The sequence below is a fragment of the Rhodococcus sp. SJ-2 genome (genome assembly GCF_053750035.1).
In genome coordinates this window covers 3,030,899-3,046,226 of record NZ_CM132340.1, presented here as the reverse complement: position 1 = coordinate 3,046,226, position 15,328 = coordinate 3,030,899, and the positions used below count along the sequence as shown (strand labels likewise).

Sequence of the window (15,328 nt, the reverse complement as noted above, 5' to 3'; positions counted from 1 at the left end):
GCGGGCACTGCCGGAGGCCAGTCTATCGGGGGGCAGGCCCCTCCGGCGCTTCCGGTGCCGCAGCGGTGTCGGCGACCACTGCGTTGTGCTCCTGCACGGGCGCCGTCACGCGGCGTTCCGCAGGTGCACGGGCGCTCTGTTCGACGAGCCCGCCGAGGTCCACGGTGACCTCGTTTCCCGCCGCGGTCAGCGTCGGTGCACCGCTGTGTTCACCGTCGTATCGATACCAGCCGGAATCGAGGGTGAAGACCGCGATCACCGGCGGACCGGTGAGATCGACGATCCAGTACTGAGGGATCCCGGCCTCCGCATACTCCGAGAACTTCGTGACGCGGTCGGTGCGGGCAGTGCCGTCGACGGTGACCTCGAGTACCAACCGCACCTCGGAGGACGGAGCTCGGTCGGGATCCGCGTCCACGAGGGCCCGGTCGACCACGATGGCGTCGGGAACGCGCACCGTGAGCGGCTCGGCAGTGACCAGGACCTCCACCCCACCGAGCACACACAGGTTGCCTGGAAGCTGGTCGTCGAGCTGCAACACCAGCGCGAGCGCGGCGTGGTCGTGCGCTGATCCGGGTTGCGGCGACGCAACGAGAACCCCCTCGCAGAGCTCCACGTGGAAGCGCTCGTACTCGGGGAGCCCCACCCACTCGTCGAGGCCGAGCAGGTGGTCGGGGAAGGACGGGCCGCTCACCTCGACACCCCCGATCGCACGCCGGACTGGACGACCCCAGTCTCGCACCGGGCGGCGCGCCGGTCTCAGGAATGAGGCAAGCGCGGCGTGAGAAATGCGGCGAGCGCATCCGCATACGTCGTCACATCCGCCGCACCCATCAACTCCCGCGCCGAGTGCATCGCGAGTTGCGGCGCACCGACGTCGACGGTGGTCAGGCCGGTCCTGGACGCAGTGATCGGTCCGATCGTCGAACCGCACGGCAGGTCCGCCCGGTGGACGTAGCGCTGGAGGGGAACACCGGCCTGCTCGCAGGCGAGGGCGAATGCACCGGCGCCCTCCGCGTCGGTCGCGTACCGCAGATTCTGGTTGACCTTGAGCACCGGTCCGCCGCCCACCGCGATCCGGTGCGCGGGTTCGTGCCGGTCCGGATAGTTCGGATGCGTCGCGTGTGCCATGTCGCCGGAGGCCACGATCGACCCGGCCATCGCACGCAGGAATTCGTCGCGCCCACCGCCGCGCACCAGCACGATGCGTTCGAGGACCGTGTTCAGCAGATCGGAGAACGCCCCGCGGTCGGACATGCTGCCGACCTCCTCGTGATCGAACAGGGCCAGCACGGGCATCGGTCCGGCATGCTCGGCGACGTGCTCGGTTGCGGCGAGCAGGGCCTGCTGGCCCGCGTAACACGTGGTCTGGTTGTCCAGTCGCGGAGCGCTGACCAGATCTCCGCCTGCGCCGACGAGTGAACTCGGTGCCAGGTCGTGCGTCATGAGTTCCCAGCCGAGGACCGAGGAGGCGTCGATACCCGTCTGCTCCGCGAGATACTCGATGAACGACCGGGGCTCGCGCCCGATGCCCCACACACCGTTGACGTGGCGCTGCGGATCGAGCTGCACGCCCTTCCGGTCTTCCGACAGGTGGATGGCGAGCTGCGGCACACGCAGAACCGGCTTGTCGACGCGCACGAGCACGTCCTCGGTGGTGTGACCGGAGCGGACGGTGAACCGTCCGGACACCCCGAGGTCGCGGTCGAGCCACGAATTGAGCCATGCCCCGCCGTACGGTTCGAGGCCGACGAGCTGCCATCCGGCCGACGCGAGATCCGGGTGCTGCTTGACTCTCAGATTCGGGCTGTCGGTATGTCCCCCGACGATGCGGAACGGCCGGGCCGGGCTCGTGTCTTCCCCTTCGGTGCTCCACGCGATCAGCGAGCCGCCCCGGATCACGTAGTACCTACCCGGATCAGCAGGCCAGCTGCTGGTCTCGTCGAGCTCGGTGAACCCGTTGTCGCTCAGAGTTGCCGCAACGGTCGCGCACACATGGAACGGTGAGGGAGACAGGTCGACGAAGTTGCACAGACCCTGGGCATCGGCATTCGTGATCGAAGGCATGCCAGCATCTTCGCACTCGCTGCTGCGCCCTCGCCGGCGCCACCGTCGCCTTCTGCTCAGCGCCCCGAGACCGCAGGATGGGCCTGCCCCACGCTCACGGTCACGGCGTCCTGGTAGAACGCCACGAATCCGCGTATCCGAGCGACCTGCTCCCACGGCTCCTCATAGCTCCAGCACAGCGGCTGCTCGCCGTCCCCATCGAAACGCCAATACGTCGCCTCGCCCTTGAACGGGCACCGCGACCCGGCGCCCCCGGCCGGTGCCAGTTCCACCGCGACGTCCGCGCGTGGGAAGTAGAACACCAGGCCGTGGTCCTGCTCGTCGACCAGCAGGGATGCTGTGGTCTCGGCGAGGAGCACCCCGCCCAGGGTCGCGCGGACCACGTTGCGGCGGGCATGGATATCGACCCGGTAGTCCGGCCTGTCCGCGAAACCGGTGCTGCCCCGGGGACGTGTCTCGTCGTGCACACTCATCGGCACTCTCCTGTGCGGTGGTTCTGCGTTCGGTCACAATCGCGCGCTTGCGGGTATCGCAGAATGATCGGCCTGCAACGGACGGATCATCGCTTCCTGGGTGAACGATGCGAGCAATTCCCCGCTTTCGGTGTGCACCTGCCCACGCACGTAGGACATTCCTCCACCCACCTGCGTGCTTTCGTGGGAATAGAGCAACCATCCGTCCCATCGGACCGGGTCGTGGAATGCGACCGACACCGTCATGATTCCGGTCGAAACAGTCCGGTGTGCCTGGCTCGTTCCGATTCCGTCGTGTGCCCGCATGGTCGCGGAGACCGACAGGTGCCCTGTGAAGTGCGCGATGAGCGCCTTGGCCAGGTCGGTACGCGTCGGGATCGGGTCGTAACGCAGCCAGGCATACAGTTCCGGCGGCCCGACCTCTTCGGGGCTGCGGACGTCCACCACATCGACGACCCTGAGCTCCCGTCCGGTCATGGGCATTTCGTTGAGATGAGCTCGGGCAGGCGGGGCCACATCGGGCCGGGATTTGTGATGGCGGATCACGTCCGGGGTCGGACGATCCGCGAGGATCGACACCATCGCGTGGCGGCGACCGTTCTGGCATACGGCCACGTTGGCGCTGACCATGGTGCGTCCCGCATGAACGATATCGATCTCGAAATCGACCGGTTCGTCCGCATCGACCGCGCGCGAGAAGATCGCCCGTGCAGATCGGATCTCCTTGTCGGGAAATCGCTTCGCTACCGCAACGATGGACTGGGCGAGCAGTTGGGTGCCGTCGACGACGCGTCGTCCCCCGCCGTCGCTCTCCCCGGTGAAGCTGTTCTCACCGGTCTGCGTCACGTCGAAGATGTGCAGCATGCGCTTCACCGAAGATTCTTCGGACACAGGTGCTTCGTCCGACGTACTGGAATTCGCAGCGGTGGGTTCGGAGGATGCCGTATCAGAAGTTGCCATATGCCGGTCCTTCACGAGTGGGATCGGAACAGTGCGCTACAGCGTACGTCCGAACAGCCCGGATATGGATACCCGAAGTTTGCGTATTCCTACTCACGACAAGATCGATCGTGTCCGGCACACTCGACGTCGGCGCCACCGGAGGGGGATGGGGGTGGCTCCGGCTCGGGACTCGATCGGGGGGTTGAATTCCGGGTGTATTACGGGCGAGGGACCTCGAGGCCGATCGGGACGGCGACGGGGTCCCTCGCTTCCGTTTCCGAACACAAGACCCCGCTGCCCAGATGGACAGCGGGGTCTTGTCGTGCCAGAAGTCAGGCGTTCACAACGGCGTCGAGAACGCTGTAGAACATGCCGAGCCCGTCGTCGCTGGGACCGGTGAGCGCCTCGGTGGCGTGCTCCGGATGCGGCATGAGACCGACGACGCGGCCGTTCGCCGACGAGATACCTGCAATTCCGCGCTGCGAACCGTTCGGGTTGTCGCCCGCGTAGCGGAACACGACACGCCCCTCGCCCTCGAGCTCGTCGAGCACCTGCTCGGAAGCCTGATAGCGGCCTTCTCCCGACTTGAGCGGCACGAGGATCTCGGCGCCCGACTCGTAGCGCGACGTCCACGCAGTGTCGGTGGCCTCGACCTTCAGCCACTGGTCGCGGCAGATGAAGTGCAGACCGGCGTTGCGGGTCAGAGCACCCGGCAGCAGGCCTGCCTCGCACAGCACCTGGAAGCCGTTGCAGATACCGAGGACGGGCATTCCGCCCTGCGCTGCCTCGACGACCTTGCCCATCACCGGAGCGAACCGGGCAATCGCGCCGCAGCGCAGGTAGTCGCCGTAGGAGAATCCGCCGGGCACGATGACCGCGTCGACATTCTTCAGATCGGCGTCGCCGTGCCACAGACTCACGGCCTCACCACCGGCGAGCTTCACGGCGCGGGATGCATCGACGTCGTCGAGCGTTCCCGGGAACGTGATGACTCCGATGCGGGCGCTCATGCCTCACCGTCGATTCGACGGACCGTCCAGTCCTCGATCACGGTGTTCGCGAGGAGACCCTCGGCGATCTTCTCGAGCTCGGCATCCTCGACGCTGCCGTCGATCTCCAGCTCGAACCGCTTTCCCTGACGGACGTCGGTCACGCCCGCGAAGCCCAGCCGCGACAGCGCCCCGACAATGGCCTGGCCCTGGGGGTCGAGAATCTCGGTCTTGGGCATGACTTCGACGACGACACGCGCCACGTGCTGCTCCTCGGTAGTAGTGCTGGCGTCCGGAGACGGATACCGGACACGCTGCAGTTTACCGGCCCACGCGCAGCGGTCGAGCCCGGCATACTCGGATCCATGCGACTGACGCACTTCGGACACTCTTGCATCCTGCTCGAACACAACGGCACCACGATCCTGTTCGACCCGGGCAATTTCTCGCACGGATTCGAAGGGATCACCGGACTCGACGCCGTCCTCGTCACCCACCAGCATCCCGACCACGCCGACCCGGCGCGCCTTCCCGCGCTGCTCGAGGCGAACCCGGGCGCCGCGCTGTTCTCCGACCCGCAGTCGGCGTCGATGCTGGGCGGCGACTGGTCGGCGGTGCGCCCCGGCGACACGTTCACCGTCGGCACCCTCACCGTCCGCGGCACCGGCGGACGCCACGCGGTGATCCACCCCGAACTACCGGTGATCGACAACACCGCCTACCTCGTCGGCGACGACGAGAACCCGGCCCGTCTGCTCCATCCGGGCGATTCGCTCTACATTCCGCACGAGAAGGTCGATGTGCTCGCGCTGCCTTCGGCTGCTCCCTGGCTCAAGATCTGGGAATCGGTCGACTACTTGCGCGCGGTGAATCCGCGCGTGGCGGTGCCGATCCACCAGGGCATCATCACCGATCAGGCCAATGGGATCTTCTACGGCCGGTACTCCGAGATGGCGCCTGCGGGCACCGAGTTCCGGGTGCTGAAGCACGAGGACCGCGAAGAGGTCTGACGAAGCACCCGGCCGGGACGGTCACCGGGCGGCGCGACCCGCCGCCCGGCCCGAGAAGATGCAACCGCCGAGGAATGTGCCCTCGAGCGCCCGGTAGCCGTGGACGCCGCCGCCACCGAAGCCTGCGACCTCACCTGCGGCGAACAGACCATCGAACACCGATCCGTCGGCTTTGAGCACCCGCGACGACAGATCGGTTTCCAGTCCGCCGAGTGTCTTGCGGGTGAGCAAGTGCAGTTTGACGGCGATGAGCGGCCCGGCCTTCGGGTCGAGGATCCGGTGCGGTGAGGCGATCCGCGCGATGCGGTCGGGCTTGTAGGCGCGCGCTGCTCTCAGTGCGGCGACCTGCAGGTCCTTTGTGTACTTGTTGGCGATCTCACGGTCGCGGGCCTCGACTACCGATCGCACCGTCGCGTAGTCGAGAGGCGCGTCCGGGGTGAGTTCGTTCATGCCTGCGACGAGGTCGGCGAGGTTGTCGCGCACCACGAAGTCGACGCCGCGTTCCTTGAACGCCTCCACCGGACCGGGGGCGCCGGACTTCACGCGCTGCAACAGCAGTCGGATGTCACGACCGGTCAGATCGGGGTTCTGCTCCGACCCGGAGAGGCCGAACTCCTTCTCGATGATCTTCTGATCCAGCACGAACCAGGTGTGATCATGGCCGGTACCCACGATGTGCTCGAGTGTGCCGAGAGTGTCGAAACCGGGGAACAGCGGCACCGGAAGCCGCCTGCCGGTGGCGTCGAGCCACAGCGACGACGGCCCGGGCAGGATGCGGATGCCGTGGTTCGGCCACACGGGGTCGTAGTTGGTGATGCCCTCGGTGTAGTGCCACATGCGGTCGCGGTTGACGACGTTGCCACCTGCGTTCTCGGTGATCTCGAGCATTCTGCCGTCGACATGCGCGGGTACCCCGGTGAGCATGTGCTTCGGCGGCTCCCCGAGCCGCTTCGGCCAGTTCTTCTTCACGAGGTCGTAGTTGCCTCCGATACCGCCCGACGTGACGATGACGGCGCCGGCGGAGAACTCGAAATCGCCGACCGCAGTCCGCGACGACTTCACGCCGCGTGCGGCAGTGGTCGGTTCCAGGACGGTGCCGCGCACGCCTGTGACCGCGCCGCCCGCCGCCACCAGCTCGTCCACCTGGTGGCGGTGCTTCAGCGTCACCAGTCCGCGCTCGACACCGTCACGGACCTTGCGCGCGAACATCTCGACGAGCGCGGGGCCGGTTCCCCACGTGATGTGGAAGCGCGGAACGGAATTGCCGTGGCCGCCGGCGTCGTAACCGCCGCGTTCGGCCCAGTTGACCATCGGGAAGATCTTCAGGCCACGCTCCCGTAGCCAGGCGTACTTCTCGCCCGCCGCGAACTCGACGTAGGCCTGCGCCCAGCGGCGCGGCCAGCGGTCCTCGTCGTCGCGGTCGAAACCTGCGGTACCCATCCAGTCCTGGAGGGCAAGTTCGTACGAGTCCTTGATCCCCAGGCGACGCTGATCAGGGCTGTCGACGAAGAACAGTCCGCCGAAAGACCAGAATGCCTGTCCGCCTAGGTTGTTCGAATTCTCTTGATCGACGAGCAGCACCTTGCGGCCCGCGTCGATCAACTCCCCCGTTGCGACCAATCCCGCGAGACCCGCGCCCACCACGATCACGTCTGCGTCCATGGACGGAAAGACTACCGACCGGTAGCGCCCGATGGGAGACGAGTCCGGCGATCGTCCCGAACGACCTCAGGCCACACTGCGATCGAATACGGTGCGCTGCCAACGGTAGACGCTGGGCTCCGCGCCGTGGTGCAGTGCGATATCCACAGCGTCGAGCATCGCTTGCCGAGGCCCTGGCTTCGCCAGGTGCGCTCCGGATATTGCGACACGCAACAGTTCACCACGGCGCGCCACGCGCCCCGCCCCGATCACCATGGCCCGACACCACCACGGTTCGGTCTTCGCGCCGTCCCCGATGCCGTAGACGCGGGATTTGACGACGGTGTCGCGTTCGAGGTCACGGATCCCCGCGATGTCGGCCATCAGACGGAACCCGGCGTGCGGGAGCGCGGCGAGTGCACCCGGCGATCCGAGCCAGCGCGGGGGCGCGAACAGGCGGGTACGCAAGCCGACCTCTTCGAGGACACGGTCGGCCGCGAGCAGACGCAGACGGGCTTCGTGCTCGGGCAGTGCGGCGAACTCGGCGCGACGGCGCTTGGTCGCAGCCTGGTCGTACCCGTGCAGAACCACCGCGTCGCCCCCTTCACGGCGTTCGAGCAGCCACTCCTGGGTCTCCGGATCGTTGATCAGGCGGTAGTGATCTTTGAGCCTCGGCGCGACGAACAGCGACAGGGGCACGCCGCGGGCGTCCATCTCCCGCGCGAATCCGTCGATGACGTCGCGTGTGGCGTCCCTGATCCCCGAGACCGACACGATCAGTTGTCCGCTCATGCCTTTCACGATGCACGATGCGGATGAACGGAAATCGTCGGGGGGCCGAAACCTACGCGACAGTCCGTCCACGGTCTGCACACTGGGAGGGCATGTACCGGCGATACAACGGAGGCAGTCGATGACCGGCGAACCGCATGTCGATTGGGATCCGCGCTCCGCACAGGTCCAGACCGACCAGGTCGCGGCATACGACGAGATGCGCGCCCGGTGCCCCGTGGCGTACAGCGCGTACCGCAACTGGACGGTGTTCCGGCACGCCGACATCGTGCGGATCCTCGACGACCCCGGCACGTTCAGCAACTCGGTGTCGTCACACCTGTCGGTTCCCAACGGGATGGATCCGCCGGAGCACACGGCGTTCCGTGCGATCAACGATCGCTACTTCACTCCCGGCCGCATGCGCGAGTTCGAACCCGAGTGCCGCGCGGTGTCGCGGCAGCTCGTCGGCGCGCTCGGCGACGGCCTCGTCGAGATCGTCTCCGAGCTGGCCGAACCGTTCGCAAACCGTATCCAGTGCCGCTTCATGGGATGGCCGGCACGCCTTCACGACCCGCTGCGGGAATGGACACGCAAGAACCGGGAAGCGACGCGTGCCCTGGACAGAGAAGCGATGTCGGCGATCGCGATGGAGTTCGACGGTTACATCCGAGAACAGCTCGATGAGCGCCGCACCCCCGAGCGGCCGGCCGACGTCACCGCCGAACTGCTCGCCGAGCGGGTGAACGGACGGCCGCTGTCCGACGCCGAACTGGTGTCCCTCATCCGTAACTGGACGGTCGGGGAACTGAGCACGATCGCCGCCTGTGTCGGGATCCTCGTGTCGTTCCTCGCCGCGAACCCCGATGTCCAACGTCGTCTCCGTTCCGAGCCGGATCTCATCGGCGCTGCGTGCGACGAAATTCTGCGCATGCGTGCGCCCTTGATCGCGAACCGTCGTCGCACCACCGAGGAGGTGACGGTGAGCGGCCGGACGATTCCAGTGGGCGAGCGCGTCATGGTGCTGTGGGCGTCGGCGAATCGCGACGAGGGCGTCTTCGGTGATCCCGACGAGTTCCGGCTCGACCGCGATCCCGACGACAATCTGCTCTACGGGCGCGGCATCCATGGGTGCCCCGGCGCACCGCTGGCGAGACTCGAACTGACGGTATTGATCGAAGAGCTGCTCGCCGCGACCGACTTCATCGAAGTGGCCGTGCCTCCGGGTCACGCCGCGTACCCCGCAGGCGGGTTCGACAGCGTACCGGTCTCACTGCTTCGGCGCTGAGTGACCGGCATCTCGTTCATCGGGACCGATTCCCGCCGGCCCTTCTGCCAGGAATAGCTTTCTCCCGTGACGAACCGGCTTCAGACATACCCCAACCTGCTCTCCCCCGGTGCCATCGGTCCCATTGCTCTGGACAACCGGGTGGTGCTGCCTGCGATGGACATGAACCTCTGCGAGGACGGCGAGATCGAGCAGGGCGACATCGATCATTTCGTCGCTCGCGCCGCCGGGGGAACCGGGCTGATCATCACCGGATGCTGCGCAGTTGCGTACCCCGCCGGATGTGCCAGCACGAAGGAGCCCGGACTGTCCGAGGACCGGTTCATCCCCGGGCTCAAAGCACTCGCCGACGCGGTTCACGACGCAGGAAGCAAGCTGTGCGTGCAGATGACGCACCACGGCAAGGTTGCGCGTATCGACACGGTCCAGGATCGGCCACAGCTCGTTCCGAGCAGGCCGAAGCCACCGAGCGACATGAGCGCGTTCATCGACAACACGCCCGAGGAACTGAAGAAGATGGCCGCCATCCAAGGCGGCAAGCAGACCACGTATCACGAGGCCACCGTCGATGACATCGAGTGGCTGATCCGCATGTTCGCCGAAGCGGCAGGACGTGTGAAGACTGCCGGTGGCGACGCGGTCGAGATCCATGTCGCCCACAATTACGTTCTCGGCGGGTTCCTGAGCCGGTACTCGAATCAGCGCACCGACGAATACGGCGGGTCGCTGGAGAATCGGGCCCGGCTGACGGTCGAGGTGATCCGTGCGGTCAAGGCCGAGGTCGGCGACGACCTTGCGGTGATCGTGCGTCTGGCCGGCCAGGAGTACGGCGAAACCGACGGTCTCACCGTGGAGGAGTCCACGGCCGCCGCCGTCATGTTCGAGCAGGCGGGCGCGGACGCCATCCACGTCACGGGCACCGCGCTCAACGCGTTCGCGAACTTCACCGACGGCCCGCTGCCCGACAAGGTCGGCTTCTACACCGACAACGCTGCCGCCATCAAACGTGCGGTGTCGATCCCGGTCATCACCGTCGGCCGCATGTTGCCCGAGGTCGGCGAGAAGATGATCGCCGAGGGACACACCGATTTCGTTGCGATGGGCCGCCAGTTGCTTGCCGACCCGCAGCTCGTGAACAAGCTCGAGACGGGCCGCACCGAACAGATCCGCCCGTGCATCAACTGCTACGTGTGTGTTCAGGAGAACTTCTGGGATGCCACGCCGATCTGCGCGGTCAACCCCACGCTCGGCAACGAGACGCTGATGCCGTTCGTCCGGAGCGCCACATCCAAGCACGTCGTGGTCATCGGCGCCGGGCCTGGCGGTCTGGAGGCGGCGCGGGTCGCCACCGAACGCGGACACCGGGTGACGGTCCTCGACAAGGCGGACCGGCTGGGCGGCACGATGTGGTTCTCCAGCCTGACCACCCCCGACAACGGACGCATGCTGAAATGGCAGGCTCAGGAAGTCACCCGGCTCGGCATCGACGTGCGCCTGAACACTGAGGCGACCGCGGCATCCGTGCGTGCGCTGAACCCGGATGTGGTGATCGTCGCGACCGGCGCAGTACGAGAGCGTCCGACCGTTCCCGGCGGCGACCTGCCGCACGTGCACACCGGCGACAGCATGCGTGCACTCATGACAGGTACGGGCGACGTCTCCGATCAGGCACTGTTCCTGCGCATCATGGGCAAGCTCGGCAAACTGGCACGCATCACCACCAGCGCCGAACGGATCCGCAGCCTCAGTACCCGGTTCCTGAAGTTCCTGCCGATGGCCAAGGACGTCGTCGTGATCGGTGGCTCGCTCGTCGGACTCGAGCTGGCAGAGTTCATGGCCGAGCGCGGTAGCCGCGTGACGCTGCTCGCCGAAGGGCAGCAGCTCGGTGTTCCGATGGCGATGCCGCGCAGGTGGACCGCTGCGAAGCATGCTCGTGAAATCGGCGTGCAGGTGCACCGCAATGCCACTGTCGAGCGGATCACGCCGAAGACCGTGGAGTTCACCGTCGACGGCGAGACGAAGTCTGCCCGCGCCAGCATGGTCATCGTCGCGTCCGGTGTGTCGGCCGCTGCACCGCTGGCCGACCAACTGGCCGATTCGGGCCTGGATGTACGCGTGGTCGGCGACGCAGGCAGCGTCGACTACATCGAAGGTGCGATCCACTCGGCGTGGAAGGTCGCAGCCGAACTCTGACGGGTACCGACAGCAGCGGCGGCAGGCACCCGTGGGTGCCTGCCGCCGCTGTCGGTAGGTATGTCGGCTGTCAGGCGTCTGCGGCGTCCGGCTCGAACGCAGCACCCGCGAACGTGTCGCGGTGCACCGCATCGGTGAGCTCACGTCCGCTGCGCCAGCCGAACCGCTCGAGATCGGGGACCTCCTGCAGCGCGGTGACCGGTCCGACGCACAGCCACGCGATGGGCCGGACGGGACCGGCGACACCGACGAAGTCGGCGAGGAACGGCTCCTCGTAGAACGACACCCAGCCGACGCCGAGCCCCTCCGCTGTCGCCGCGAGCCAGAGATTCTGGATCGCGAGCACCGCGGAGAACAGACCCGATTCGTCGATGGTGTGGCGGCCGAGGATGTGTTTGCCGCCCCGCTCCGGGTCATAGGTGACGACGATGCCGGTTCCGGACTCGACGATCCCCTCGACCTTGATCGGGTCGAAGGTGCCCTTGCGGTCTTCGGGCAACGAGTCGGCGAATGCCTGACGGCGCCCTGCCACATGCTCGGCGAACTGCGCGAGACGTTCCCGGTCCTGCACGACCACGAAGTCCCACGGTTGGGTGTTGCCGACGCTCGGCGCGTGGTGGGCAGCCCCGAGGACGCGCCACAGCACGTCCTCGGAGATCACGTCACCGCTGAACTCGGCGCGCACGTCGCGGCGCATGCGGATGATGTCGTACAGCGCGTCACGCGCCTCGGTCGAAAACATGTTTCTCGTGCTCTGTTCTGGTCTGTCGCGGCAGGGTGGTCTTCAGGCGGGCAGGATCTCTTCGAGCGCGTCGATCACTTCGGGTGCATCGGGTTCGGTGCGGGGACGGAAGCGGTTCACGACCGTACCGTCGGGCGCGATCAGGAACTTCTCGAAGTTCCACTGGATGTCACCGGCTTCGCCGCTCGCGTCGGCCTGCTTCGTCAACTCGGCGTACAGCGGGTGCCGGTTCTCGCCGTTGACCTCGATCTTCTCGAGCAGGGGGAACGTGACGCCGTAGGTGGTCGAGCAGAACTCCTGGATCTCCTCGGCGGTGCCGGGTTCCTGACCCATGAATTGGTTGCACGGAACACCGATGACGAACAGCCCGCGGTCGGCGTAGTCCTTCGCGAGTTGTTCGAGCACGGTGTACTGCGGCGTGAGGCCGCACTTGGATGCGACGTTGACGACGAGGAGGGCATGGCCGTCCCACGCACCGAGGCTGGTGGGTTCACCGGAGAGGGTGTTGATGGTGATGTTCTGCAGAGGCGTGGTCATACAACCAAGTTAGCGTGCCCATCTACACTGCTCCCTCAGGCGCGTAGAACCACCCTTCTTCCAGTAGCCGAGCAACGGCCATGCGCGGGTGTCGATCAGGATCAGTCCGAGCCGAACCCTGACGCCGAACGGGTGAACACCTCACGCAACATCGGCACGAAGTGATCGATCGGCAAGGTCTCGTAGCCTGGGTCGAAGGACACCTGGTCCCACTCGGCACAGAAGTGGGCGCAGGTGCCGAAATACGGTGAACCGCGGAATTTTTCGCGTGCATCGGTATCGAGGCCGAGCCGGTCCCAGTAGTGGTAACCCTGGAAGATTCCGTGGTGTTGCACGACCCATGTCGATTCCGCGTCCAAGTATGGACGGACGATCGACGCCGCCAGCTCCGCGTGGTTCGCCGGCGCCATCGCGTCGCCGACGTCGTGCAGCAGCGCGGCGACTATCAGATCGGTTCTGGCCCCTTCGCGGTACGCCCTCGACGCGGTCTGCAGCGAGTGCTCGTAGCGGTCGACCTGGTAGCCGAGCGTCGGCCCTTTGAGCGAGTCGAGCAGGTCAACCATGGTGTCCACCAGGCGATCGTTGAGGAACTTCTTCGACTCCGTGAAGATGAGTGCGATGTCCTCCTTGGTGGACTCGTCCATTCTGGTGAAGCCCACCACACGGTTCGGCTGGTCGATCTCGGTCACGTGGACCTCCCCTTTTCACTGGCGGATACAGAATCGAGACCCGCGGGCGTACTGCCTTCCTACCGGCGCAGCAGCACTGGAACAACGATATTCCCTCTCAGCGGGCCGAACTCATCCCTGCGCCCCTCTCCCTACCGGATCGAGGAGGCCGACACCGGCCGCGACCTCGAGCTCACCCGCGGCAAGCGCCGCCAGAGCCAGGTCCCGGACCTGCCCCTTGGCAAGTTTTCCTCCCGAGGACCGGGGCAGCTCGTCGACTACGAGCAGGTACTCGGGCAGGCACTCCTTGGTCACCCCGTGCTCGATCAGATGCGCGACCAGGCCGGGCAACGTCAGCCGGGCAGCGGAACTTCCGCTGACGACGACGCAGACCCGTTCACCGAAGACGTCGTCCGGAAGTCCGACAGCCACGGCCATTTCGACATCCGGGTGGGTCTCGACCTCTCGCTCCACGTGGGCGGCGGAGATGTTCTTCCCTCCTCGGATGATGATTTCGGCCTTGCGGCCCACAACGGTGAGGTAGCCGCTGTCGTCGATGGTGACGAGGTCTCCCATGAGCAGCGAGCCGTCCGGTGCGTAGAGCTCGTCGTTGGCCGCCGGGTCGTCGTAGTACCCCATGCTCAAGAGCGGCCCTGTGCCACCCGGCTGCCCCGGTCCGCCACTGGCGGTGATGTCCCGCCCCTCGTCGTCGTACAGCCGGACTGTCATCGAGGGCACCATCCGGCCCGCAGTCGTCAGCCGCTTCTCCCGAGGGTCCTTCGTCGTCGTGTAGCTGAACGCGCCGCTCTCGTTGGATCCGAAGAACTGCAGCACGGTGGCGCCGGTCCGGTCCTCGAACCTCGCGGCGTCGCGGTACGGCACCGCTTCGCCGCCAGTGAACATGACTTTCAGGGACGACAGATCGACCTGTTCCGCCAGATCCGAGGCGAGCAGCATGCGGAATTGCGTACTGACACAGAACAGGACAGTCGCCCGCTCCTCTGCAATTTTCCGCACCATCTCGTCGGCGGTGAAGCGAGGCAGCAGCACCGCGGGTGCCCCGAGCATCGCCGGTGCGAAGTGGCTCGTCCACAGTCCGAAGCCGAAGGGAGCCGGGACCGCCGCGAGGAATACCTCGTCGTGGCCGAGTTCGCCGGCGTCGATGGCCAGTTGGGAGAAATGCATCCAGCGGTTCTGGAACTGCACCACGCACTTGGGCAGGCCGGTGGTGCCCGAAGTGGAGTTCAGCATCGAGACATCGTCCGGACCGAGAGCGCGCGGACGCACCAGGTCGTCCGGGGCGAACTCGACCGGGACCTCACGCCAGCGTCCTGCGTCGAGCCGGCGGAGCGCCTGCACCTGCCCGTCCCCAACGACGAGGTGCACGCGGACCGGCAGCCCGGCCGCACGCACGAGCTGCCCGAGTTGCTCGATGTCGCGGCCACGGTCATCCGCTCTCGTGATCAGCGCGACCGCACCGGAACGACCGAGCAGGTGCGTGATCTCGGCGTCGCCGGCACGTGCGCCGATGCCCATCGCCACAAGGCCGGCTCGCTCGGTCCCCACCAACGCGGCATGCACATCCGCAGTGTCCGGGAGGAGCACCCCGACGCGGCCCCCGGGCTCGATTCCTGCACCCACCAGTGCCGCCGCGATGGTGTCGGCATATGCGTCGTAGGCAAGCCAGCTCGTCCGGTCCGTACCGGCGACAAACGCCGGCGCCGCGGGAATCCTCCTCGCGTGGTCGGCGACGACCTCACCGAGCGAACGCGTACCCCACCAGCCGGCCTGCCTGTAGCGCGCAGCCGCCGCGTTGTCCATCACTGCCTCCCGGGCCTGAATTCATGATCGTGTCGGCCATCACACGACGGCCCGAACACACGGTAGCGCCAGAACAACGGTTGATCAATCACTTGATTGGGAATTCTCAACCGTTCGCTTGATCGGAACTGCAACAGCCGTTACCGTACCCCTCGTACGTGACTCGCCTCACACAACTTGGGCCTG

Annotated in this window: 15 protein-coding genes; 3 read left to right on the top strand and 12 right to left on the bottom strand. The window is 66.6% G+C overall.

From position 1 onward, the window contains the following. Positions 1–22: 22 nt before the first annotated feature. The 6 genes from ACSYG9_RS14225 to purS form a co-directional block, all read right to left on the bottom strand. The gene (locus tag ACSYG9_RS14225) at positions 23–694 is read right to left on the bottom strand and encodes a Uma2 family endonuclease (RefSeq protein WP_454838781.1); all 672 of its coding nucleotides are present in this window, start codon (positions 692–694) and stop codon (positions 23–25) included. A gap of 65 nt (positions 695–759) precedes the next feature. Continuing rightward, a complete protein-coding gene (locus tag ACSYG9_RS14220; protein WP_454838779.1) occupies positions 760–2,067 on the bottom strand; it encodes a M18 family aminopeptidase in 1,308 nt (435 codons plus the stop codon). A 56-nt stretch (positions 2,068–2,123) separates the two neighbouring features. Further along, positions 2,124–2,540 carry a DUF427 domain-containing protein gene (locus ACSYG9_RS14215; RefSeq protein ID WP_440123180.1) on the bottom strand — a complete coding sequence of 139 codons (417 nt, stop codon included), beginning with the start codon at positions 2,538–2,540 and terminating at the stop codon, positions 2,124–2,126. A 33-nt stretch (positions 2,541–2,573) separates the two neighbouring features. Continuing rightward, on the bottom strand, positions 2,574–3,500 hold the full coding sequence (locus ACSYG9_RS14210) for an acyl-CoA thioesterase domain-containing protein (protein ID WP_440123179.1): 927 nt from the start codon (positions 3,498–3,500) through the stop codon (positions 2,574–2,576). A gap of 314 nt (positions 3,501–3,814) precedes the next feature. Then, positions 3,815–4,492, bottom strand: a complete 678-nt coding sequence (gene purQ, locus ACSYG9_RS14205) for a phosphoribosylformylglycinamidine synthase subunit PurQ (RefSeq protein ID WP_330134280.1) — start codon at positions 4,490–4,492, stop codon at positions 3,815–3,817. Further along, a complete protein-coding gene (gene purS / locus ACSYG9_RS14200; RefSeq protein ID WP_440123178.1) occupies positions 4,489–4,734 on the bottom strand; it encodes a phosphoribosylformylglycinamidine synthase subunit PurS in 246 nt (81 codons plus the stop codon). The genes purQ and purS overlap by 4 nt, the downstream gene beginning before the upstream one ends. A 102-nt stretch (positions 4,735–4,836) precedes the next feature. On the opposite strand from purS, the gene ACSYG9_RS14195 reads away from it, so the two are divergent. Further along, a complete protein-coding gene (locus tag ACSYG9_RS14195; RefSeq protein WP_440123177.1) occupies positions 4,837–5,481 on the top strand; it encodes an MBL fold metallo-hydrolase in 645 nt (214 codons plus the stop codon). Positions 5,482–5,502: 21 nt separating this feature from the next. Here the strand turns inward: ACSYG9_RS14195 and ACSYG9_RS14190 are convergent, their stop codons facing one another. Both ACSYG9_RS14190 and ACSYG9_RS14185 read right to left on the bottom strand, forming a co-directional pair. Beyond that, positions 5,503–7,143, bottom strand: a complete 1,641-nt coding sequence (locus tag ACSYG9_RS14190; protein WP_440123176.1) for an FAD-binding dehydrogenase — start codon at positions 7,141–7,143, stop codon at positions 5,503–5,505. Between the two features lie 66 nt (positions 7,144–7,209). Next, the gene (locus ACSYG9_RS14185; RefSeq protein ID WP_440123175.1) at positions 7,210–7,914 is read right to left on the bottom strand and encodes a DUF2334 domain-containing protein; all 705 of its coding nucleotides are present in this window, start codon (positions 7,912–7,914) and stop codon (positions 7,210–7,212) included. A gap of 121 nt (positions 7,915–8,035) precedes the next feature. On the opposite strand from ACSYG9_RS14185, the gene ACSYG9_RS14180 reads away from it, so the two are divergent. Further along, a complete protein-coding gene (locus tag ACSYG9_RS14180; RefSeq protein ID WP_454838777.1) occupies positions 8,036–9,181 on the top strand; it encodes a cytochrome P450 in 1,146 nt (381 codons plus the stop codon). A gap of 66 nt (positions 9,182–9,247) precedes the next feature. After that, positions 9,248–11,374 carry an oxidoreductase gene (locus tag ACSYG9_RS14175; RefSeq protein WP_454838776.1) on the top strand — a complete coding sequence of 709 codons (2,127 nt, stop codon included), beginning with the start codon at positions 9,248–9,250 and terminating at the stop codon, positions 11,372–11,374. A 70-nt stretch (positions 11,375–11,444) separates the two neighbouring features. Here the strand turns inward: ACSYG9_RS14175 and bluB are convergent, their stop codons facing one another. The 4 genes from bluB to ACSYG9_RS14155 all read right to left on the bottom strand — a co-directional run bounded on the left by bluB (position 11,445) and on the right by ACSYG9_RS14155 (position 15,142). Beyond that, positions 11,445–12,116, bottom strand: a complete 672-nt coding sequence (bluB, locus tag ACSYG9_RS14170) for a 5,6-dimethylbenzimidazole synthase (RefSeq protein ID WP_440123172.1) — start codon at positions 12,114–12,116, stop codon at positions 11,445–11,447. A gap of 42 nt (positions 12,117–12,158) precedes the next feature. Beyond that, complete coding sequence (locus ACSYG9_RS14165) at positions 12,159–12,653, bottom strand: glutathione peroxidase (protein WP_169688273.1); 495 nt, start codon at positions 12,651–12,653, stop codon at positions 12,159–12,161. 101 nt (positions 12,654–12,754) lie between these two features. Then, entirely contained in the window at positions 12,755–13,342 is a 588-nt protein-coding gene (locus ACSYG9_RS14160; protein WP_440123171.1) for an HD domain-containing protein, read from the bottom strand. Positions 13,343–13,453: 111 nt separating this feature from the next. After that, on the bottom strand, positions 13,454–15,142 hold the full coding sequence (locus ACSYG9_RS14155) for a class I adenylate-forming enzyme family protein (RefSeq protein WP_454838775.1): 1,689 nt from the start codon (positions 15,140–15,142) through the stop codon (positions 13,454–13,456). Positions 15,143–15,328 lie beyond the last annotated feature (186 nt).